Here is a 20,522-nt window from a genome sequence, read left to right on the forward strand (position 1 = left end):
TCGTGGGGTTGTCGGGTGTGGGGCAACGGCCGCTTTAGAGTGAGTTGTTGGGTGGGCGGGAGTGGGAAGGAGCTGGGAGGGGTTGCAGATGAGGGTGGAACTTCCGCCGGAGCCGGTGCACTTCGTCAATCGGCACGACGAACGGCAGCGGGCTCTTCGGGCGGTGGAGGGGTGGCGGGGCCGTTCCCGGCCGCTGGTGCTGTCGCTGAGCGGGCCGGCCGGGCTGGGCAAGACGGAGTTGGCCCGGCTGATCGCCCGGACCGTGCTCGATCGTTTCCCGGATGGTGTGCTCTCGGTCGACCTCGACGATTTTCGGCTGGACGGCGTTCTGGACCCCGGCGACGTGGTGGCGCAGCTGCTGGGGTCCCTCGGGGTGGAGCCGCATCTCGTGGAGGCCCAGTTCAAGGCGCGGTGTCGGCAGTATTGGCGGAAGACCTCCGGTGCCGGGCTGGCCGTCATCGTGGACAACGCGAGGTACGCGTCGGAAGTGGTTCCGCTGCTTCCGGCGTCGGGCGGGAGCGTGGTGATCGTCGCGAGCCACGGTCCGCTCTACGGCCTGGAGGACGGGGCGGCCGTCGACCTGTCGCTTCCGCCGCTGGGGGAACTGGCGGCGACGGAACTGCTGGGGCTGATCGTCCGCGACCACCGGCTGGCCGCCGATCCGGAGGCGGTGCGGGCGTTGGTGCGGCTGTGCGACGGCCTGCCGGCGGCTCTGCACGTAGCCGGCCGCTGGGTGCGTGCGCACCGGCTGCGGCCGCTGTCCCGCCTGATCCCGGCGCTCCAGGGCGAGTGGGAGGAGAAGGGGTTGCCCGGTGTCGAGCGGATCTGGGACACGGTGTACGGCGGTCTGCCCCGCCCCGCGGGCCTGCTCTACCGGCTGCTGCCCCACCATCCAGGGGCGACGTTCACGCCGGATTCCGCCGCCGCGCTGCTGGGGCTGGGGCAGGAGGCCGGCGAGGAGGCCCTTGAGGAGCTGCACAAGGCCGGATTATTGGACCTGCGCGACGTGCTCGACGCGTCAGGTCCAGGACCAGGGGAGGGGCCCGGCCTGCCAGGGACGGAGGCCGGTCTACCAGGGGCGGAGGCTAGCCTTCCAGGGGCGGAAGCCGGCCGGATGAGGCTGCCGGGGCCGCTGCGGGCGCACGCCCTGCGTCGGTCCCGCCGCGATGCCGAGGACGGTGAGGTGGCCGCGGCGCAGACGCGGGTTCTGCGCTGGTACGTCCGTCAGGCTCAACGGGCGGACCGGTTCTCCGCCGGTCGGCGGCTCATCGTCGCGGATGTCTTCGACCCCGTTTCCGGTACACCGGACGTTCCGCTGGAAGATCCGCAGGAGGCCGCGGACGAGGGGGTCCGGGCCGAGCGCGCCGAACGCGCCTCCCGCTGGCTCCATCAGGAACGCCATGCGTTGTTCGCGTGCGTACGCCTGGCCTACGGCCGCGGGCTGGACGCGGAGGTCGTGGCCCTGTCCGAGCCGGTGTGGACGTACGCGTTGGACCATCCCCACCAGTCCGACGTCGTGCAGGTCTTCCGGCTCGCCGTGGCTGCCGCGGTCCGGCACGGGCGGAACGCGGCGTGGCTGGTGCGTACGCGCTGCCAACTCGCCCGCCCGCTCTGGGAGTCGGGAGAGCTGGACGACGCGGAGCGCGAGCTCGCCGCCGCCGATGCCGCCGTGCGGCTGCTGGGGGACGGCGCGCGCGACGGCAAGCTCCGCGCCTCGGTGGTCGAGTCCTGGGGCATGCTCGACGGCGCACGTGGCGAGTGGGACGCCGCCGCAGACGCCTTCGCCCGGTCGCGCGAGCTGCACGCCGCGATCGCCAACCCCTACGGCGTCATGCTCCAGACCTACCGGATGGGAGAAGCCAGGGCGGAACTGGGCGAGCTGGAGACGGCGCACCGACTGCTGTCCGAAGCGCACACGGCCGCCATGGCACTGAAACGCGAGCGGATGACCGGACGTACGGCCTTCGCGCTCGCCGGAGTCCTGTGCCGCCTCGGCCGTCCGGACGAGGCCCGCCGACTGTACGAGCAGTCGTTGCAGGGCGCGCGCAATCGGCGTTCCGGATTTGATCAGGCCCGTATCCACGACGCGATGGCCCAGCTGGAGGAGGCGGACGGGCGCGGTCCGGAGGCCGGGGAACACCGTGCGGCCGCACACGACATCCGGCGGCGCAACGGCCTGGCCTGACCCGGGCCGGGGGCCGGGACCGGGACTGGAGCCGGGGCCGGGGCCGGGGCCGGGGAGACGGGTGCTAGAGCGCCTGCCCGGCTTCGTCGGCCGTGGCCGGGCGGAGCCGGACGCGGATGGCCCGTTGGCCGATGAGGCAGGTCAGCCGGGTCGGTGCGGCGGGCTTCGTGCGGTGGGTGATCAGCCAGGCGTACACGGCCGAGACGGCGGCGGCCGGGTCGATACGGGCGATGCGGCCGTCTTCGTGCCGTGGCTCGACCTGGACGGTGTAGGGCTGTGCGTGGCCGCGGACGTCGAGCAGGCACAGACCGGAGGGCCGTACCACCGCGGCCGCGCGGCAGCCGGGGTACTCGGACAGGACGTGCTGCGCCCAGCCGTCGGCAGACCAGGTCAGGTCTGCCGGGGCGGAGGGCGCCGACGGCGGGCGTCGGTACAGCAGCCCGGCGGAACGGGTGAGTTGCTCGGTCGCGGCGCCGTGTTCCACGGCCAGGTGGTGGCCGGGCGGGCCCAGACCGGCCGGGCGGCGTACGATCCCGGCTCCCTCCGCGGTGACCTCGGCGTGTACGTCGAATGCCGTGGCCATGCGGGCAGCGGCGGCGGGTCCGGGGGCGGGGTCGGGCAGGAGCCGTACCGGAGAGCCGAGGGCCGGCGGGGTGAGGCCGAGCAGGCCGTACAGTTCGGTGCGCAGCCTGCCCAGGGCGCTGCCCTGGTGCGCGAAGGCGGCCTGGGCGGCGGCGAGTCCGGGGCCCGGGCGGTACGCCGCCAGGGCTTTCTCCAGCGCTTCGGCGGGCCCCAGCGCCGGTACCCGGCGGAGGAGTACGTCCATCGGGCTGCCCGGTATCAGTTCCGCGCAGTCCCGGCTCACGCCGACGAGGGGACGGTCCTGAGCGGCGGCGTAGTACAGCGCCGCCGATCCATGGTCGGTGACCAGGGCGTCGGCGGCGATCAGGACGGCGGCCCACTCCTCGTGCGGGTTCGCGAGGATCATTCCCGCGTCGAGCGCCGGCGCCAGCCGTTCGGTCAGCTCATACGTACCGAGCAGGCTCCGCTCGTTGGGGTGGATGATGAGCGCCAACTGGTATTCGTCGTGCGGGAGATGGGCGGCGAGCCGGGCGGGAAGTTCGGGTCGTCGCCGCAGGAGGGACTCGGGTCCCCATGTCGAGGCGAGGACGAGGAGCTTCCGGGGGCCGGTGCCCAGCGCGGCTCGGTAGCGGTCGCGGAGGGGGTACGAGGCGAGGACGCGCTCCAGAGTGGGGTCCCCGATGACCTTTGTCCTCCGGGCGGCCTCCGGGGCGACGGCGGCGAGGCGGGCCACATGATCGGGGTGGGCCACCGCGTGCAGGGCGAGGGGTGCGGTACCGTCCGCCCGGAGCAGATACACGGGGTCGAGGCCGGACGCCGAGTCGGCCGAACCTTCCATGGGGATCGACTTGTTGAAGCCCGCGCCGTGCGGCAGCAGTACGTGTGTGCCGCGGAGCAGGCGCACGTCGCCCTTGGGGCTTGCGGCGACCACCAGGTCGTACGTGCGGCCGCGGGCTTCGCTCCAGGGCACCGTCCGGCCTCCGACGGCGTCGACGGCGGACAGGACGTCAACGCCGAAGTCGGAGCCCGGTACCAACGTGAAGAGACGGGTGATCCGGTCGTCGCCGGAGAAGACCGGGGATACGTCGAGGAGGCGATACAGCGCGACCGCCGACCGCGCGGCGAAAAGCACGGCCCGTCGCCCGTCGCCCGTCGCCCGTCGCCCGTCGCCCGTCGCCCGTCGCCCGTCGCCCGTCGCCCGTCGCCCGTCGCCCGTCGCCCGATTGTTCATCGTAGTGCGGAACGGCTGGCGGTATGTGCTGTTTTCGCAGGTAGGCGTGGGTATCTCGGCATCCTCCGGCGACATGAGCCGATCGTACCGCTCGGTGGATACCGTAACCGGGAGTGATATGCACCCCATGAGGGAAGGGGGAATTGATGAGCGAATGGGGAATCGCGCTGATCGCCGCAGGATCAGCGATCGCGGGCAGCGTCGTCACCGGTTGGTACAGCCGCAGCTCCGGTATCCGCCAGGCCGAAGCGGCACGTCATGCGGGCGATCGCCAAGCGGACGCGCTTGTCGAGTCCGTCCGGCTCACGATCCGGGCCGAGGCGCGCCAGCGCTCACTCGCCCTGCGCCGCCAGACCTACGCGGAGTTCCTCGGCGCCGCGGAAGCCGGCATCCTCACCGAGCGCACCGGGAGGGGAGCGTCCGGCGACCAGGCTGGTCTCCAACGGGCCTTGGGCGGGGTGGTCCTGGAAGGCTCGCCCGAGGTCGCCGCCGCAGCGCACCACCTCGTCGACTGCCTGCGACGCCATGAGGCGCCGGACGATCTGCACCGCGCGAAGCTGGCTTTCGTCTCGGCGGCCCAGGAGTGCCTGAACGCCCCGCCGGCGACCTGATGACCTGATGACGTCGGGTCGCAGCCGGGACGTCCGGGCACCGCGCGCTCAGGAATCTCCGCGTCGCCTCACCGGTCGTCGGATCCGTCGGCGCCGAGGTAGGTGAGGACCGCCCGGACCCGGCGGTTGGTGTCGTTGTCGGTGACGATGCCGAGCTTGGCGAAGATCGTGGTTGTGTACTTGCTGATGGCGCCCTCGCTCAGGAACAGCCGGGCCGCGATCGCCGTGTTGGACAGGCCCTCGGCCATCAGCGCGAGCACCGAGCGCTCCCGTTCGGTGAGCGTGGCGAGCGGATCGGCGCGCATCGGCCGGCCCAGCAGTTTGGCGACGACCGTCGGGTCCAGTGCCGTACCGCCGTCGGCGACGCGGTGGAGCGCGTCCATGAACTGGCGGGCGTCCAGGACGCGGTCCTTGAGCTGGTAGCCGACGCCGCCGTGCCCGTCGGCGAGGAGTTCGCGCGCGTACAGCTGCTCCACGTGCTGCGAGAGGATGAGCACGGGCAGGCCCGGCACCTCCCGGCGGGCGGCGAGCGCAGCCTGCAGTCCCTCGTCGGAGAACGTCGGCGGCAACCGGACGTCCACGATCGCCACGTCCGGCCGCAGGGTGAGCAGCGCGTCGAGCGTGCCGGGTCCCGTGTCGACCGCCGCGACGACGGTATGCCCGTGCGCCTCGACGATGCGGACCATCCCGTCGCGGAGCAGGAAGAGGTCTTCGGCTACGACAACGCGCACGGCACCGCCACGGTGATGTGAGTGGGTCCCCCGGTGGGGCTGTCGATCTCCAGCCGGCCGTGGAAGGCCGCCATCCGGCGCTCGATCCCGCGCAGCCCGGAGCCCGCCGAGGCGGCGGCTCCGCCGGCCCCGTCGTCGGTCACCGTCGCGCTGAGCGTCCGCTGTTCATAGGCGAATGCGACGGACACCCGGGAGGCCCCGGCATGCTTGGCGGCATTCGCCATCAGTTCCGCGACGGCGAAGTAGACCGCCGACTCGACGGGGCGCTCGACCCGGGAGGGCACCGTGCTGTGCACGGTGATCCCGACCGGAGAGTCGAGCGCCAGGGCCCGGACGGCGTCCACCAGGCCGCGCTCGGCGAGTACGGGCGGGTTGATGCCGTGGACCAGCGAGCGCAGCTCGGCGAGCGCGGCCGCGGACGCGGTGCGGGCCTCGGCGAGAATCGCCTTCGCCGCGGCGGGATCGGTGTCGACGAGTTGCTCGGCGGCCCCCACCGACATCCCCAGCGCGAGCAGCCGGGCCTGCGTCCCGTCGTGCAGGTCCCGCTCGATGCGTTCCAGTTCGGCGGCCTGGGTCAGGGTCAGGTCCGCCCGGATGGCCTCCAGCTCCTCGACCCGCCGGCCGGGCCACGAGCGCGGGACCGGCCCGAGGAACCGCAGCGCCAGGGGCCCGAAGATCCGCCATGCGAACGGGGCGCCGGCCATACCGGCCACACCGGCGACACCGGCGACGATCAGGGCGACGCCGTATGCGCTGTGTGCGCCGTATGCGTCGTGTGCTCCGGATCCGCCGTAACTGCTGGATCCGAGGAGGCCCGGCGTCAAGGCCGTGTACACACCGCCGGCGAGGCAGAGCAACGGCAGGGCCGCGACCGGCAGCACCGTTACACCGGCGACCACGGACCACAGCCCGTCCCAGTGCAACTGCGGATCATGGAATCTGGCGTGCACCTTGGCCCGGCGGCGCGCTTCTCGCTCGGATCGGTGGTACTCGTGGCCGTCCCACCAGTAACCCGTCGACATGCGGCTGACCTGCGGCACCGCGCGGTAGGTCACCTCGAGTCGCACCCCCAGCCAGCGTTCCGCGCAGCGGCGCGCGGCCCTGGCGAGGGGCCGGCTGGTCAGCGCGTGCACGATCCAGAGGGCTACGGCGATCCACAGCACCACCAGCGCTACCTGCCCGAGGGCCACCAGCGCCCGGACGGCCAGGGGCCCGCTCACCCCCTCGGACCAGGACCGGACCACGGAGAAACCGCCCAGCCCGACGCCCAGGGACACGGCCGGCATCGGCCAGGTCAGCCCGGTCAGTACCGCGGACCGGTACAGCCCGCGCACGATGTCACGCCACCAGCGCAGCGGACCGCCTCCCGCAGGCCGTCCCATCCTCTGATCCTTTCGCCACGGCGCCATTCTGCCAGCCGGGCACCGGCGGTACCCGGCCGCTGAGCGGTACCCGACGGTGAGCGGTACCCGACCGCTGAGCGGTGGGCGCTCGCTCACGCGGACTTGGGGAAGACGGTGCGCAGCTGGGCGCCCCTGGTGACGGTCGCGGCAAGGACGAGGGCCAGCGCGGAAACCCCCTGCATCACGGCGAACCACGACGGGCAGAGGCCGGGGATCAGGTCCACACCGATGATCGCGATCGGCAGGATGACGGTGAGGGTGCGCACGCGCTCGTATGCCCGTCGCGACCCTTGCGCAGCGCTGACGACCATCCGGTGGATCAGCACGGAGACGGCGAGCAGGATGGCCGACCGGACCCACATGAACGAGGTCACCGACTGGCCGCCGAACGCCAGCACGGCAACCGTGCCGAGGACGATGGCGCTGATGACGCCGTAGAGCACGACGCTCGTCCGCAGCCTGCCGAAGGCCTCCTGGACCTGCGGGCTGCTGAGCTGCGCTTCCTCGACCAGGGTGCCGGTGGCCTGTCCCATGGCTTTCCTCCTCCGTCTCGCTTCCGCCGTCCGGCTTCCGCCGTCTGATGTGATGTCGACGCTAGGGAAGCCATGGGTGGCGCGGTATGGGCCTGGGCGTACGGGTGGGTGGGTCCAGGCCCACCCGCTCCGGCCCCGGGGCGCTTCCGCTCGTTCCTGCCCACCCCCTCCTCTTCCTGCCTGTTCCTGCTTATTCCGGCGAATCGGTGGTGGAAAGGTGGCGGTGGGCCGGGCCGGGGCCGAGGGCGCCGATGGCGAGGGAGCCGATCGTGAGTGCGGTGGCGCTCCAGAGAAGTGGGGCGATGCCGGCCGATTCCACGAGGGTGCCGCCGAGGAAGGCGCCCAGGGCGATGGCAGCGGTGAAGACGCCTACGTAGAGGCCGGTGATGTGCTCGGTGCGGTGGGGCGCGGCCTGGGTCATCCAGAGCTGGCCGGCCACGGACAGCCCGCCGTAGGCCAGGCCCCACAGGGCGATGCCGAAGACGGCGAAGCCGGTGCGGGTGCCGAAGAGCGCGAGCAGTGCGATCGCCGCGCCGATGCCGACGGCCAGGCCCAGGACCGTGATTCGGGCGCGCCGCGCCGCCAGGGCGCCGGCGGCGAAGTTGCCGACCAGCCCGAAGACGCCGTAGGCCAGCAGGAGCAGGGCGATGGTGCCGGGTGCCAATCCGGTGCGCTCTTCGAGGACGGGCCGTACGTAGGTGTAGGCGGCGAAGTGTGCGGTGACGAGGAACAGGATCAGTATCAGGCCGACGGTCACCGGGGCGGTGCGCAGGAGTGGTTGGTGGGTGGTGCGGATGTTCGCGCCGGTGGCTGGTGTGGCCGGTGTCGTCGAGGTGGCTGAGGTGGGCGAGGTGGCCAGGGCGGTCGGGGCGGTCGGGCGGGGGAGGGGCGGCAGTGTCAGCAGCAGGCCGACGGTGAGGAGTACCGCGGCGGCGGACAGGGAGGCGAAGGCGGCGCGCCACCCGAAGGCGTTGCCGACGAGCGTGCCCAGGGGCACGCCGATGACCGAGGCAGCCGCGACGCCACCGATGGTGAGGGATACCGCCAGCGGGGCGTTGCGGGGCGCCACGAGCCGCGGCGCGACCGCGGACGCCAAGCCCCACACCGCTCCCATCCCGATCCCGATGACGACGCGGGAGGCGACGAGCAGGCCGAAGCTGCTCGCCACGGTGGTCAGCGCGTTGCCGACGGCCAGCACCACCGTCGCTGCGGCCAGCACCAGGCGCCGGTCGAGCGTACCGACGACGCGGGGGACCACCGGGGCGGTGACGGCGGTCACCAGGCCGGTGATCGACAGGCTGAATCCGGCAAGGCCCGGGGATATCCGCAAGCCGTCGGCCATCGGGGTCAGGACGCCCACCGGCAGCATTTCCGATGTCACGACCACAAATGTGCTCAGCGACAACACGACAACCGCTATCCATTGCCGTGGTGTGGTGCGAGGTGCGGGCACGGATGCCGTCGCATCGAAGCCGGTGTTCCGCACCGGTGTATGGGGACTCATGACGGCAGCCAAACAGCGCGCCAGGGCGTGATCAACGGCGATTTTCTCAAGGATCGATCAGTTAGATTGATTGATCGATCGATGGGTTGTCGGGGAGGGGGAGTTGGGGTGCGTGGGGTGTGGCGGGGATGACGCGGTGAACCAGGTTCATGTGCAAGAGGTCGAGTGTCTGCTCGCGCTGGCCGAGGAATTGCATTTCGGCCGGACGGCCGTGCGCCTGGGCTGTTCCCAGAGCCGTGTCAGCCAGCTTGTCGCGGCTCTTGAACGACGGGTCGGTGTGCGACTCGTGGAGCGCACCAGCCGGCGGGTGGAACTCACCCGGCTCGGTGCACAGTTCGTCGACGAGGTGCGCCCGGCCTACGAGTCATTGATCGCTGTGTTCGCACAAGCCCGTGAGCGCGCCGGCCGCGGAGCCCTGTGCCAGTTGCGCATAGGTTTCCACGGCAGCGTCTACGAAGAGGTCACCGAGGCGTTCCGCCGGCTTCGCACCCATCACGAGGTCACGATGGCGCTGAGCGAGATCCCCCTGGGCTCGCCCTTCTCGGCTGTGCTCGACAGCCGACTCGACGCCGCGGTGGTCGAGCTTCCGGTCCGGGAGGCCGCGCTGACCGTCGGTTGTCGCTTCCCGCCACAGGACCGGCTGCTCGCCGTCGCCTCGTCCCATCCGCTGGCCGGTGCCGACCAGGTGCATGTCGAGGCACTGGCCGGTCTGGACCTCCTCCACCCGACCGGGGACGCCCCTGACTACTGGATGGTCGCCCGCGTGCCGCGCGCCACACCCGCGGGCGCACCCATCCGCTCCACCAGGGGGATCAGCAGTGTCCAGGAGGGCCTCGCGCTGGTGGCCGCGGACGACCACCACGCGATGCTGGTGTGCCGTCCGCTGGCCGAGCGCGTCATCCGCAGCGATGTGCGCTACCTCTTGGTCGAGGGGCTCGACGCGCCCTCGCAGATGGGCCTGATCTGGCGCACCGACCGCACCACCCCACAACTGGCCATGCTCGCCCGGCTCCTCCACGAGGAGGTCGGCCGAGCACAGCTCGCCAGATGAGGTGCGTGGGGCGGGGGGCGGAGCCGGCTGACTGCGTCAGCTGAGGGCGCCCGATGAAGTGCGCCCGATGAGTGCGTCAGCGGCAGTCCCGGGCGGGGACGTCATGTGTCAGGACGCACGCGGCGCGCCTGCCTCGCTCAGTGCCGTACCGATCGGTCAGGGCCTGACGGAAATCCCGCCATTGGCGGCGGGTTTCGGTGACGGCTGCTTCGACCGCGCGCTGGAAGTTGCCGGCCGTTCGGCCGCGCGGGGTCTTCGGGGCGGTGGCTGCTCCGGTCATCGGGTGGATCAGCCCGTTGTCCTTGTTGAGATCGCCGTGGCGGATGCGCTTCCGGCAGCCGGGGAACATGGCGAAACAGCCTGTGGAGAGATCTTGTGGAATTGCCGAGGGGTGCAGAGGGCCGGTGCTGATGAGGTTCAACACCGTTGCGGGAGCCTGGAGGTCGAGACCTGGAGGATTGTCCGTACCGACAGCCCGTGCCGTATCGGTACGGTCCGTCCAATTGCTGTGGGAGTAGAAGTCCTGTGCACCGTGCAGGGCCCGGCCGAAGCCCTCCAGGGCGTTGCACTTGGCCCGCCCGGATATGCCGAGGGTGAAGGTGCAGTCCTTGGAGAGCGTGGTCTCCTTTTCGCTGACCGCGCCGTCGCCGCCGAATGCGGCGCCCACCGCGCCGACTCCCTCTGCGAAGCGGGATTGCAACCTGCTGATGCAGGAGGCCAGTGCGGAATTCGCCTGCTCCCTGCTGTGCGGATAGCCGCTGAGGGAAAGGTAGTCCGCGTTGTCGCAGTGGGCGGCGGGGCTGAGGATCTCATCGGTGTCCGGGGCCCCGACGGCGCCGAAAGTCCCGGATTTTCCTGCTAATTGATCCAGGGAGTGCGGCTCGAAACAGGTCCCGTCGGAAGGCGTGCCGGCGGGACAGGCCAGTGCCGCGCGGGTGATCCGTTCGTGCTCGCTCTGCTGCCCGAACCTGTTGATCGTGCCGAATGCCTGGGCCGGCTGCTCCAGGGGGACCAGCAGCGCCACCGTCATGGCGGCCAGCGCCGCCGGGGCCGGGCGACGGCGCAGGGTCCGTGGTCGGAAGGTCGTCATCTTCGTTTGTGCGTGTGCTTTCGTGTGCTCCGGGGCGCATCGCGGCATGGGGTGTGACGCTGCCGCCCCCGGTTCGGGCTGCGACCTCGATCGTGCTCCGAACGCGTGCTGAACCGCGGTCGGTTGAGATCTTGATCTTGATCGGGTGACTGTAACCCGGATCGGCGTGCAGCCCGACCGCCACTGGCACCGTCATACCTGAGAGCTACCCCGCAAGATGGCTCCTGAGTGTGATGCCGTTCCCGGCTGCGATTTCTAGCGTTGCAGTCAGCCAGCACGAGTCGAGCGGTGGGGGAAGGGGACGGGGATGGAAGCGATAGCCGTCGAGCAGATCGGCAGCCTGTACCAGAAGTACCAGGACGACCTGCGGGTGGTACGGGATGCCCAGCGGCGGTTCCTCCGCGACCGGGGGAAGTCGATGCGGGCTCAGCTCGACGACTTCGAGGCGGAGATGACGTATCTGCTGCTGCGTGATCTGCGCCCCGAGGTCGTGGTGGAGGTCGGTACCTTCTACGGCTGGTCGACCATGTGGATCCTGAGTGCGCTCCGGGACAACGGCGTCGGCCACCTGTACTCGTTCGACATCGTCGACAACGTGGTGCGCAATGTCCCGAAGGAACTCTCCGCGGACCGCTGGACGTTCACCAAGGGCGACATCCGGGAGCACCCTGACAAGATCCCCGCCGGTACGGATTACCTCTTCATCGATGCCGACCACGGCGCCCGCTTCGCCCACTGGTACATCGAGCACCTCTTCCCCGCCGTCCCCGCGGGGACGCCCACCAGCGTCCACGACGTGTTCCACGGCCGCCGGCCCAGGCCGTTCAGTGAAGGATCGGTCATCGTGAAGTGGCTGGCCGAGCGGAACATCGAGTTCCTCACGCCGTCCACCGCGAAGGCCCCGCAGGTGACGGAGTACCTGGCCGCGGTCAAGAAGGAGCTGGGGCTCGACGAGCCGGTCAGGGACAGCGACCACAACCCCATGATCTTCTTCAACCTCCCCTGACCAGGCCCGTCTGACCAGGGCCGGAACTGGCCGCTTCCGGCTGACCAGGCCCGTCCGGCCGGAGCGTCAGTCGGAGAGCACGTCTCCCCGCAGCAGCCCGGAGCCGGCGGGTACCTCGGCCGGGTCGCTGCCGTGGCTGACGACCTGGTTCTGGCCGTCGACGAACACCACCCGCGGCTTCAGCTCGCGCGCTTCGGCGTCGTCCACCATCGCGTAGGCGATGATGATCACCAAGTCGCCCGGGCTGATCAGCCGGGCGGCGGCGCCGTTGATGCCGATGACCCCGGACCCGCGCGGGCCTTCTATGACGTACGTGGAGAGGCGTGCGCCGTTGTCGATGTCCACGATGTCCACCCGCTCCCCGGGGAGCAGATCGGCGGCTTCCATCAGGTCCGCGCTCACGGTGAGGGAACCCACGTAGTGCAGATCGGCCTGCGTCACGGTGGCGCGGTGGATCTTGGACTTCATCATGGTCCGGTACATGCTTCGGTTCTCGTTCCTTGGTCGTGCTGTCGACGAGGGGGGAATCCCGGTCAGCGCAGGGCGGCGAGCCGCCCGCTGATGTCCTGGACCACCGCGGCCTCGTGCCGGACGAGGTAGAAGTGGCCTCCGGAGAAGGGGCGGGCGTCGAAGGAGGCCGTGGTGAGGGAGGCCCAGGCCCGGACGTCGTCGGGGGACGGCCCGGGATCGTCCTCGCCGTAGTAGGCCACGACGGGGACTTCCACGGCCGGAGCCTTGGGCCCGGCCGCATAGGCGTCCACCAGCCGGTAGTCCGCCCGGATCGGTGGCAGGAACAGGTCCCGGATATCGGGGTCCCGCAGCAGCTCCGCTCCCGGGCCGCCGAGCTTGGCCACGTGTGCGACGAGTCCGTCGTCGGTGAGATCGCCGGTGCCGGTCCGCCGCAGACGGTGGGGCGCGGCGCGGGCGGAGAGGAAGAGCTGCGCCGGGCCGCCCGCGCCCCGCCCGGCGAGCCGGGCGGCGACCTCATGCGCCACGGAGGCTCCCATGCTGTGCCCGAAGAAGACGGTAGGGGTGTCCATGCCGGGCGCCAGTGCGTCCGCCAGCTGCCCGGCGAGGTCCGCCATGGTCGTCAGGCAGGGCTGGGCGCTGCGCGCCTCACGGCCCGGGTAGCAGACCGCCGCCACTTCCCAGTCCGCGGGCGCCCACTGGTGCCAGGCGCGGAAGAAGTTCGCCGATCCGCCGGCGTGCGGGAAGCAGATGAGTCGCCCCAGGGGTGCGGCCACGGGCTGGAATGTGCGTATCCACGGCGTCTGGGGCGAGGCGGAAGTGCCTCTCCGCGACGCCCCGGGCGAGGCAGAAGAAAGGGCCATACGCGCATCCTAGGAGCCGGGGCCGTCGGCACTGTATTGCCCGCGTCACTGCTCCCGGGGCCCGTGCAGGGAGGGGCACTCCGCGGGCTCGGCGGAACTGGCCGGCATGGGGAGCCGTACTGGCCGGTCATCGGGAGCCGTACTGGCCGCTCGTGGATAGCCGCGTAGCCGCTGCCGCTGTTACCCGCGGGCAGGGATCGTATGACCGGAATAAAGGCTGAATAAAATGAGATATTCGCCCGGCTGCGCCCTGAATGGGAGTGGGTGAGCGGGCTGAATGGGGTGAATGCGGATAGTTGTTCGCGTTTCCCGTTAATTCTGTATGAGCTATTTCCTCTGCGGTGCGCGGCGATCCGTGCGGCGTTGCCGCGTGCGTGGCCCCGGGCAAATGGGTGACCGCGTATCGGTTCCCGTGACTCGGGGAGGGGGACGCCTCGTTCCTTCCGGCAGAGAAGCGGGGAATGGCGAATGGATGGAAGGGGCGCGCGACGGCTGAGTGAGATGTCGTCGCGGGGTGTGCGGGAGGTTATCTCTGTGATCCGACACGTGGCGCGTAATGGGGCGAAATCCCCCTATAGCTACTTTTAGTGTGCATATACTTACGATTAGTAGTCAAGTCCAGGCTCCTCCATCCACATGCACTGAAGGATCAAGAGTTCCATGCGCAAACTTCAGAAAGTCGCGATCGTCGTCGCAGCGGTTGGCTGCCTGTCCACTGTCGGGGCCGGTATCAGCCTCGCCGACGGATACAGCGGCGGCCCGCAGGCCACCGCATGGTCCACGTCGGCGTCCGCAGCCGGGGCCTCGGCGCTGGGCGGCGATCAGTACGGGGGCCAGCACCAGCACCAGGCCCCGCAGACGGTCACGCCGGTTCAGCACGCCCCGGCGCCGCAGGCCGTGACTCCGCAGGCTCCCACTCAGCAGGCCCCGGCCTGTGGGTACTGCGCGGCGCAGGCCCCGGTCCAGCATGCCCCGGCCCCGCAGGCGATCGCCCCGCAGGCTCCGGCTCCGCAGGCGGTCGCCCCGCAGGCTCCGGCGCCGCAGGCCCCCGCCCCGCAGGCTCCCGTCCGTCCGGCTCCGGCCCCGCAGGCCGAGGCCCCCCGGGAGCCCCTCCACGACGCCCCCGCTCCCCAGTCCAACTACGCGAAGAAGGACGACAAGAGCAGCGAGGTCGCCATCAAGCAGAACACCTCGTGCCGGTCGCATGACATGAACATCGACATCCTCGGCCAGGTCGGGATCCTCAACGGCCTGCTGGGCAACGCGCTCAACGGCGAGGGTCACTCGGGCGGCCAGCACACCAAGCAGGGCTCCAGCATGGGCTGCAACAACGCCGCCCACGCCAAGTAACGGACCGGGGTCCCGGCGCCGGGCCTGAAGGCGCCGCGCCGGGCCCCCGTCCACGACTCTCAGAGCCCGGGCGCAGGCCATCCGCGGTGCGTGGCGCCCGGGCATCGATCGCAAAGGAACGCAGCAGATGTTCAGTAGCAAGAAGATCGCGGTTGTCTCGGGGATCCTGAGCGGCCTCGTCGTGACCTGTGCCGGCGTCACCCAGGCGTACGCCGGAGAGCACCCGGGTCACTGCGCACGCACCCCTCAGGGCAACCACACCTGCGTCCAGAAGCACGGTTCCGACTACACCGCCAAGAACGGCACGCACGTCGTCAGGCAGCACAAGTCCTGCTCGACGACCTCCCGGCACCACGCGGTGTGGCCGGAGAACGGCCTGCTGGACACCGGTTCCACGAACCTCGGGGGTTCCGTGGACTGCTCCAACAGGCTGATGCTGCCCAAGCATTAGGCGCTCCGCCTCGGGCGGTGGCCGTCGGACACCGCGAAGGGCCGGGCCGGGTCGATCCCGGGCCCGGTCCTTGGCGTATGCCGCCGTGCGACCGGCGGGTGGCGGTCCTCGCGTATGCCGCCGGTGTCCGGGTGACGGTTCGTCGCATGTGCGGCCGCATGTGCGGCTGATCGCCGGGCGACGGCTCCGCGCCGCCGGCCCGACGGCGCCTCACCCTGGCGGCCTTCACCGGGTGCGCCTGGCGGGAGCTCTGCTGATGATGTCGGCATGGGGCTTCATGAAGAGCACACCGAACCCGAGCCGGCGGGCGCGAGCAGGGACGTCGACGTCATCACCCCTGAGTCCCCTGAGGCGCCGCAGGGAATCACGCCGGGCTCGGAGCACGCCGTGGGCCCCTCCCGTCCGGCGACCGCGGTCGGCACGGTCTTCGTCAGCGGGATGCACAGTGGGCCCAACCCGTCGCCGGGCCTGAGTGTCGCCCGCTCCCTGCGGCTCGCCCAGCCGGATCTCCGGATCGTCGGCCTGGACTATTCGCGGGAGAGTTCCGGACTGCACTCGGCGCTCCTCGACGACCTGGTCTGTCTCCCCGCGTGGCGCGAGGCGCACCTGGCCACGTGGATCAAGCAGATGGACCGCCTCCTGGAGCCCGAGGACGCGGTCCTGATCCCCTGTCTGGACCTGGAAGTCCGGCTGCTGGCAAGGGAGCTGGGGGCGCACAGCCGAATTCTGGGGCCCCCGAAGCCGGCGCTGGAGCTGGTGGGCAAACCTCCGGTCGAAGCGGCGGAACGGCTCGGGCTGCGCACTCCGGAGTACGAGACCGACACCAGCTGGCAGGCCGTCGACACGTTCATCCGCCGCTCCCCGTACGGGGTGTGGGTCAAGGGCCAGCACTACGACGCGCACCGGGCCCACACGGCCGGGGCCGCGCTGTCCCTGGGCGATGTGGTCCAGCGGACCTGGGGCGGCAACTGGCATCTGGAGGCGCACGTCGCCGGCCAGGAGTGCAGCATCGCGTTCTGCGCCCTGGACGGCCGGCTGCTGGACGCGGTCTTCATCACGAAGGCGATGGTCACGACCGAGGGCAAGACCTGGGCCGGCGAGGTCGCCGAGCTGGACGCGGCCATGCGCGACCGGCTGGCCGGACTGCTCGCCGACGCCCGGTGGACCGGCGGCGGCGAGCTGGAGCTCATCCGCAGCTGGAGCGGCGAACTGACGCTCATGGAGATCAACCCGCGGCTGCCCGCCTGGATCCACGGTGCCTCCGTGTGCGGCGCCAACCTGCCCGCCGCCCTGGTCACGGGGGAGCCCGCCGACCCCGGCAGACGCCTCACCCCGGGCTTCACCCGCGTGGTGGAGGAGATCCCGGTGCACCCGGCCCTGGGCATCACCCCCATCGCCTGGGTCGCCGGCGGGATCTCCCGGCCGGGCGACAAGCGGCATTCGGGAATGCCGTCGCTGGGCCAGCGGCGCCTGCTCCCGCACGAGGGCGCCGAGTTGACCGAGGAGCAGCTGGAGAGCCCCCCGAACCCGAGCCTGACCCCGAACCTGAGCTCGAGCCTGGCGGCCGCCGCCCATGTGGACGGCACGGTGGCCAGCGAGGCGGAGGCCGTCGCACGTGAGGCGGAAGCCGTCGTACGCGGGGCCGAAACGGTCGTGAGCGAGGCCGAGGCCGTGGTGCGCGAGGCGGAGTCGGCCGGCCGCGCGGGGGGATCCGTGGCGGGTGCGCCGGCCCGGGGACGGTCTGACGGCCCGGACGTGCCGGCCGTACCCGCGGCGGACGCGTCGGCCGTACCGCGGGGCGCGTCGGACATTCCCGCGGATGAGCCGCCCGTACCCGCGGACGCGGCGGCCGTGCGCACCGGAGGCTTCGAGAAGCTGCTCGGGCCCCCGGGGAACGCGGCCACTCCGTACCGGCAGATGCTCCTTCCGCTGTTCACCGAGCGGGTCCGGGCCCTGCGGCAGGAGGTCGACGGAGTCGGCCGGGTGCTCCTCGCGCACAGCGTGAAGACCTGTCCCCAGCCCGCGGTGCTGCGGGAGGCCGCCCGGCTCGGTCTGGCCGCCGAGGCGATCAGCCTGGCCGAGCTCGAAGCGGCCGACCGCTACGGCCTGGCGGCGGAACGGGCGATCCTCAACGGGCCCGCGAAGTGGTGGCCCGCCACCGACCGGGTCCGTTGCTTCGCCTTCTTCGCCGACTCGACGGCCGAACTGACCGCCGTCCACGCCCTGTTGGACAGCGGCTTCCAGCTGGAGGCCGAGGTCGTCGGCGTCCGGGTCGCGCCGGCCGGACTCGTCAGCCGCTTCGGCGTGCCATTGCACGAGCGCGACAGCATGGCGGAGACCGCCCGGCTGCTGCGTACCCTCGCCGACCGGCTCGGGGCCCGCTGGGGGCTGCACTTCCACTACGCCCAGAGCGTCCTGGGCGCGCCGCGCTGGCAGCGCGAATGCGCGACGGCGCTCAGCGCGGCCGATCCGCTGGCGGACCAGCTGGGCGGGCCGCCGGCCGTCCTGGACATCGGCGGCGGGTGGCACGTCGACGATCTGCCGTGCCTGCGCGCCTCGCTGGAGTATGTGCTCGCGCACGGTCCGGACGCCGCACGGGACGGGGACCCCCTGCTGGTGATGGAGCCGGGCAAGCTCCTCACCCAGCCGTCGGCCGCGGTCGTGACGCAGGTGCTGGCGCACCGGGGTTCCCACCGCGGTGAGGACATCGTCGTCGACGCGGCCGAAGGCGATATGCCCGAGGCGCCTTTCCATCCGCACCCCGTGGCCCGCTTCGACGGCTCCCGCTGGGTGCCGCTGCGGCCCGGCGGGAGCTGGATCTTCGGCAGGTCCTGCATGGAGCACGACGTGCTCTCGGTCCGGCTCGACCTCGGCGACGTCCGGGACGGCGACTACCTCGCCTTCGGTATGTGCGGCGGATACGACACCTCGATGGCCTACGACTTCGGGCGCGGGACCGCTCCGCGGGAATTGGGGCAGTAGCCATGAGCGAGCGTAGCGAGCGAATCATCAGGAGGTGCGCGCCCTGCGAATGCGGGGCCGAGCGAAGCGAGGCTTCGGCATGAGCAGTCTGATCGCGGATCTGAAGCGGTTCGACCGGATCGGCCTGTCCCAGGTGGGCAGCCACCCGAAGGCGTGCTGCCGGACGGTCAGACACAGTGTCTTCGCCCAGGTGACGCACTTCGGGGACACCGGCACCGCGCTCGCCGCCGTCCCCGGGCTCTTCCGGTGGGGGCCCGTGCAGTGGCCGGCCCACTGGTGCGATCTGGTGGAGGACGGTGACCTCGTCGGCGACTGCGGCGTCCACGCCGATGTGGCGTCGGTGCTCCTCACCCGCAAGTCCGTACCGCACGCGCGCGCCCGCGCCGCCGTGCTGACCCCGCCGATGGCCCCCGCGCACTGGCGGGCCGTGTGGAACGAGGCGCGGGTCAGCGATGCGTGGATCGGGCGGACCGCCGTCTACCACGAGGTGCTCCGGGTCGGGAACCGCTGGTGGGACCCGAGCGATGCCCGCTGGTTCTCCGGGCCGGGGGGACACACGGGGAGCGGGCACGTCCTCGCCATCCGCGAGGACGGCGGGCAGTGGCAGCTCGCCCCGGACGCTCCCGACGCCTCGGCACCGCCGCGCGCCCCGGCGCCACCGCAGGGCACGACGCCCGACCAGGGCCTGCCGCAAGGCGTCCGCCCGTAGGGCGTCCTGCCGCAGGGCGTCTCCCACGGGGCGTCCTGCCGCAGGGCACGAGCGCACCCGACCCCCAGGAGACAGCGTGATCAGCCCCGAGACAGTGCAGCCGGCCGCACCCGACACCGAGAAGGGCACCGGGCTCCGCGGCCCGGTCCGTCTCGCGGCGCAGCTGGTCCGCAGCTTCGGCCAGTTGAGCCTGCTGCCGAACGTCTGGACCGGAGTCCTGTTCACGATCGCGGTCTTCGTGGGCAGTTGGCAGGCGGGCGTCTTCGGTCTGCTGGGCGCCGTGGTCTCCACCGCGACCGCGTACGCCATGGGTGTCGACCGGGGCGCCATCGACCTGGGCACGCAGGGCTTCAGCGGCTGTCTGACCGGCATCGCCCTGTACGTGTTCCTCGGCCACCACCCCGCGACGTACCTGCTGACCATCGGGGGCGCCGTCGTCTGCGTACTGGCCTACGCCGCGCTGACCGCGATCCTGGCGCCGTGGCGGCTGCCGGTGCTGACCGCGCCGTTCTGTGTGGTCGTCGGCGCGGCGCTGGCGGCGGCCCCCGCCTTCACCCGGCTCTGGCCCTGGCCCGGCGGCCCGGCGGCGCTGCCCACCGCGGCCGTCCCCGGCGGCAGGTACAGCTGGTCCGATCTGTGGCACGCGTTCTTTGCCAACATCGCCCAGGTCGGCCTCTCGGCGCACTGGTACGTCGGCCTGCTGATGCTGGCGGGGCTCTTCGTCGGCGGGATCCGGCACGGGCTGGCCGCGGTCGCCGGCAGCGCCGTGGCGGTCCTCCTGGCCTGGGGCCTGGGCGCCCCGCCGGCCGGGCTCGCCGCGGGGGTGTACGGGTACAACGCGGTTCTGGTGGCCGTCGCCATGGGCGGGATGTTCCTGACCAGGACCGTGCCCAACGCGCTCTACACGCTGGTGGCCGTGGCGGTGGTGACGGTGCTGACGGCCGCGATGAACGCCTACTTCACCCCGTTCGGCGGGCGCACCCTGAGCTGGCCCTTCATCGTCACCAGCTGGCTGTTCCTCGCCGCGGCCCCCTCCTTCCCCCGGATCCGGCGCTCCGACTGACGGGCCGGGGCACAAAAGAGTCCCGGCGTCGGCCGGTGGCTCGACGCCGGGACCTGTCCCCGTTTCCGTTACGTGCCGGAGTTCTCGGTTACCTGCTGAAGTTCTCGGTTACTTGCCGAACTCGAACCCGTTGTTGCAGCCCATGGACGAGCCCAGGGTGCTGGACTGAGCGCCCGCCGGGCCCTCGCCGCCGAGCAGGTTGCCGGCCAGGCCGTTCGCGATTCCGACCTCGCCGAGGATGTCGACGTTGGTGTCGTGCGAGCGGCAGGAGCTGCCCTGCATGAGCTTGAAGTCCATGCCCATGCTGTTCTTGCCGCCGCCGTCCTTGCTGCCGTGGTTGGCGTCGGCGTAGGAGGTGCCGGCGCCGAGGATGCCGAGGGTGCCCAGGGCGGCGGCTACCACTGCCGCCGTGCGAAGCTTGCGCATTTCTTCTCCGGTGGATTGCCCGATGCGATCGGTGATGGATCGACTTCGTACGGTTAGGGAGGCTAATCCGGAATATCCTGAAATCGCGCAACGACGCGCCGGATTGTATGATCGAGGGCTTTTGGCAACAGCCCCCGTGACCTGCGCAGTTCAGGGGCCCGGCCGGACCGGAACGGGCTCGGAACGGCCGCGGGGGCTCCGTGGCGAACGGGGGACGCGCCACCTGTCCGGCCGTACCGCGCTTGACTTCTCGCTCCGAGCGCGGCGCCGACTGGCGCGATCA

Annotated in this window: 18 protein-coding genes; 9 read left to right on the forward strand and 9 right to left on the reverse strand. The window is 71.5% G+C overall.

Annotation, left to right across the window (positions count from 1 at the left end):
• Window positions 1-88: 88 nt before the first annotated feature.
• A complete protein-coding gene (locus AZE13_RS19930) occupies window positions 89-2,185 on the forward strand; it encodes a tetratricopeptide repeat protein (protein WP_066933492.1) in 2,097 nt (698 codons plus the stop codon).
• A gap of 64 nt (window positions 2,186-2,249) precedes the next feature.
• On the opposite strand, the gene AZE13_RS19935 is transcribed toward AZE13_RS19930, so the two are convergent.
• Entirely contained in the window at window positions 2,250-3,899 is a 1,650-nt protein-coding gene (locus AZE13_RS19935) for a translation initiation factor 2 (protein WP_066933495.1), read from the reverse strand.
• Between the two features lie 245 nt (window positions 3,900-4,144).
• Here AZE13_RS19935 and AZE13_RS19940 point away from each other — a divergent pair, with 245 nt between their 5' ends.
• Window positions 4,145-4,609 (forward strand): hypothetical protein, encoded by a 465-nt coding sequence (locus tag AZE13_RS19940; RefSeq protein ID WP_066933498.1) that lies wholly within the window; start codon window positions 4,145-4,147, stop codon window positions 4,607-4,609.
• Between the two features lie 68 nt (window positions 4,610-4,677).
• Here AZE13_RS19940 and AZE13_RS19945 read toward each other — a convergent pair whose 3' ends face one another.
• The 4 genes from AZE13_RS19945 to AZE13_RS19960 all read right to left on the reverse strand — a co-directional run bounded on the left by AZE13_RS19945 (window position 4,678) and on the right by AZE13_RS19960 (window position 8,657).
• Window positions 4,678-5,340: a response regulator transcription factor gene (locus AZE13_RS19945; RefSeq protein WP_066933501.1), complete on the reverse strand. Its 663-nt coding sequence runs from the start codon at window positions 5,338-5,340 to the stop codon at window positions 4,678-4,680.
• Window positions 5,325-6,722 (reverse strand): sensor histidine kinase, encoded by a 1,398-nt coding sequence (locus AZE13_RS19950; protein ID WP_258527881.1) that lies wholly within the window; start codon window positions 6,720-6,722, stop codon window positions 5,325-5,327. The genes AZE13_RS19945 and AZE13_RS19950 overlap by 16 nt, the downstream gene beginning before the upstream one ends.
• 113 nt (window positions 6,723-6,835) lie before the next feature.
• Window positions 6,836-7,276, reverse strand: coding sequence for a hypothetical protein (locus AZE13_RS19955; protein WP_181690391.1), 441 nt, complete (start codon window positions 7,274-7,276; stop codon window positions 6,836-6,838).
• Between the two features lie 190 nt (window positions 7,277-7,466).
• Window positions 7,467-8,657, reverse strand: a complete 1,191-nt coding sequence (locus AZE13_RS19960) for an MFS transporter (protein WP_258527882.1) — start codon at window positions 8,655-8,657, stop codon at window positions 7,467-7,469.
• A gap of 259 nt (window positions 8,658-8,916) precedes the next feature.
• On the opposite strand from AZE13_RS19960, the gene AZE13_RS19965 reads away from it, so the two are divergent.
• Window positions 8,917-9,831, forward strand: a complete 915-nt coding sequence (locus AZE13_RS19965) for a LysR family transcriptional regulator (protein ID WP_066933508.1) — start codon at window positions 8,917-8,919, stop codon at window positions 9,829-9,831.
• A gap of 76 nt (window positions 9,832-9,907) precedes the next feature.
• On the opposite strand, the gene AZE13_RS19970 is transcribed toward AZE13_RS19965, so the two are convergent.
• Entirely contained in the window at window positions 9,908-10,921 is a 1,014-nt protein-coding gene (locus AZE13_RS19970) for a CinY protein (protein WP_066933511.1), read from the reverse strand.
• A 307-nt stretch (window positions 10,922-11,228) separates the two neighbouring features.
• Between AZE13_RS19970 and AZE13_RS19975 the strand changes: the two genes are divergently transcribed.
• Window positions 11,229-11,927 carry a class I SAM-dependent methyltransferase gene (locus AZE13_RS19975; RefSeq protein ID WP_066933514.1) on the forward strand — a complete coding sequence of 233 codons (699 nt, stop codon included), beginning with the start codon at window positions 11,229-11,231 and terminating at the stop codon, window positions 11,925-11,927.
• A 66-nt stretch (window positions 11,928-11,993) separates the two neighbouring features.
• On the opposite strand, the gene panD is transcribed toward AZE13_RS19975, so the two are convergent.
• Window positions 11,994-12,410 carry an aspartate 1-decarboxylase gene (gene panD, locus AZE13_RS19980; RefSeq protein ID WP_066933517.1) on the reverse strand — a complete coding sequence of 139 codons (417 nt, stop codon included), beginning with the start codon at window positions 12,408-12,410 and terminating at the stop codon, window positions 11,994-11,996.
• A gap of 50 nt (window positions 12,411-12,460) precedes the next feature.
• Complete coding sequence (locus AZE13_RS19985; protein WP_258527884.1) at window positions 12,461-13,171, reverse strand: thioesterase II family protein; 711 nt, start codon at window positions 13,169-13,171, stop codon at window positions 12,461-12,463.
• 747 nt (window positions 13,172-13,918) lie between these two features.
• Here AZE13_RS19985 and AZE13_RS19990 point away from each other — a divergent pair.
• From AZE13_RS19990 to AZE13_RS20010, 5 genes are all read left to right on the forward strand, one after another.
• Window positions 13,919-14,608 (forward strand): hypothetical protein, encoded by a 690-nt coding sequence (locus AZE13_RS19990; RefSeq protein ID WP_066933523.1) that lies wholly within the window; start codon window positions 13,919-13,921, stop codon window positions 14,606-14,608.
• A 127-nt stretch (window positions 14,609-14,735) separates the two neighbouring features.
• The gene (locus AZE13_RS36975) at window positions 14,736-15,059 is read left to right on the forward strand and encodes a hypothetical protein (RefSeq protein WP_066933527.1); all 324 of its coding nucleotides are present in this window, start codon (window positions 14,736-14,738) and stop codon (window positions 15,057-15,059) included.
• A gap of 267 nt (window positions 15,060-15,326) precedes the next feature.
• Window positions 15,327-18,041, forward strand: coding sequence for a hypothetical protein (locus tag AZE13_RS20000; RefSeq protein ID WP_066933530.1), 2,715 nt, complete (start codon window positions 15,327-15,329; stop codon window positions 18,039-18,041).
• Window positions 18,042-18,120: 79 nt separating this feature from the next.
• On the forward strand, window positions 18,121-18,750 hold the full coding sequence (locus AZE13_RS38240; RefSeq protein ID WP_258527885.1) for a hypothetical protein: 630 nt from the start codon (window positions 18,121-18,123) through the stop codon (window positions 18,748-18,750).
• A 76-nt stretch (window positions 18,751-18,826) separates the two neighbouring features.
• Entirely contained in the window at window positions 18,827-19,813 is a 987-nt protein-coding gene (locus AZE13_RS20010; protein ID WP_258527886.1) for an urea transporter, read from the forward strand.
• Window positions 19,814-19,921: 108 nt separating this feature from the next.
• Here the strand turns inward: AZE13_RS20010 and AZE13_RS20015 are convergent, their stop codons facing one another.
• Complete coding sequence (locus tag AZE13_RS20015) at window positions 19,922-20,239, reverse strand: hypothetical protein (RefSeq protein WP_066933535.1); 318 nt, start codon at window positions 20,237-20,239, stop codon at window positions 19,922-19,924.
• Window positions 20,240-20,522: the final 283 nt, after the last annotated feature.

It is taken from the genome of Streptomyces sp. NBRC 110611, from assembly GCF_001590865.1.
Taxonomy (GTDB): Bacteria; Actinomycetota; Actinomycetes; order Streptomycetales; family Streptomycetaceae; genus Streptomyces.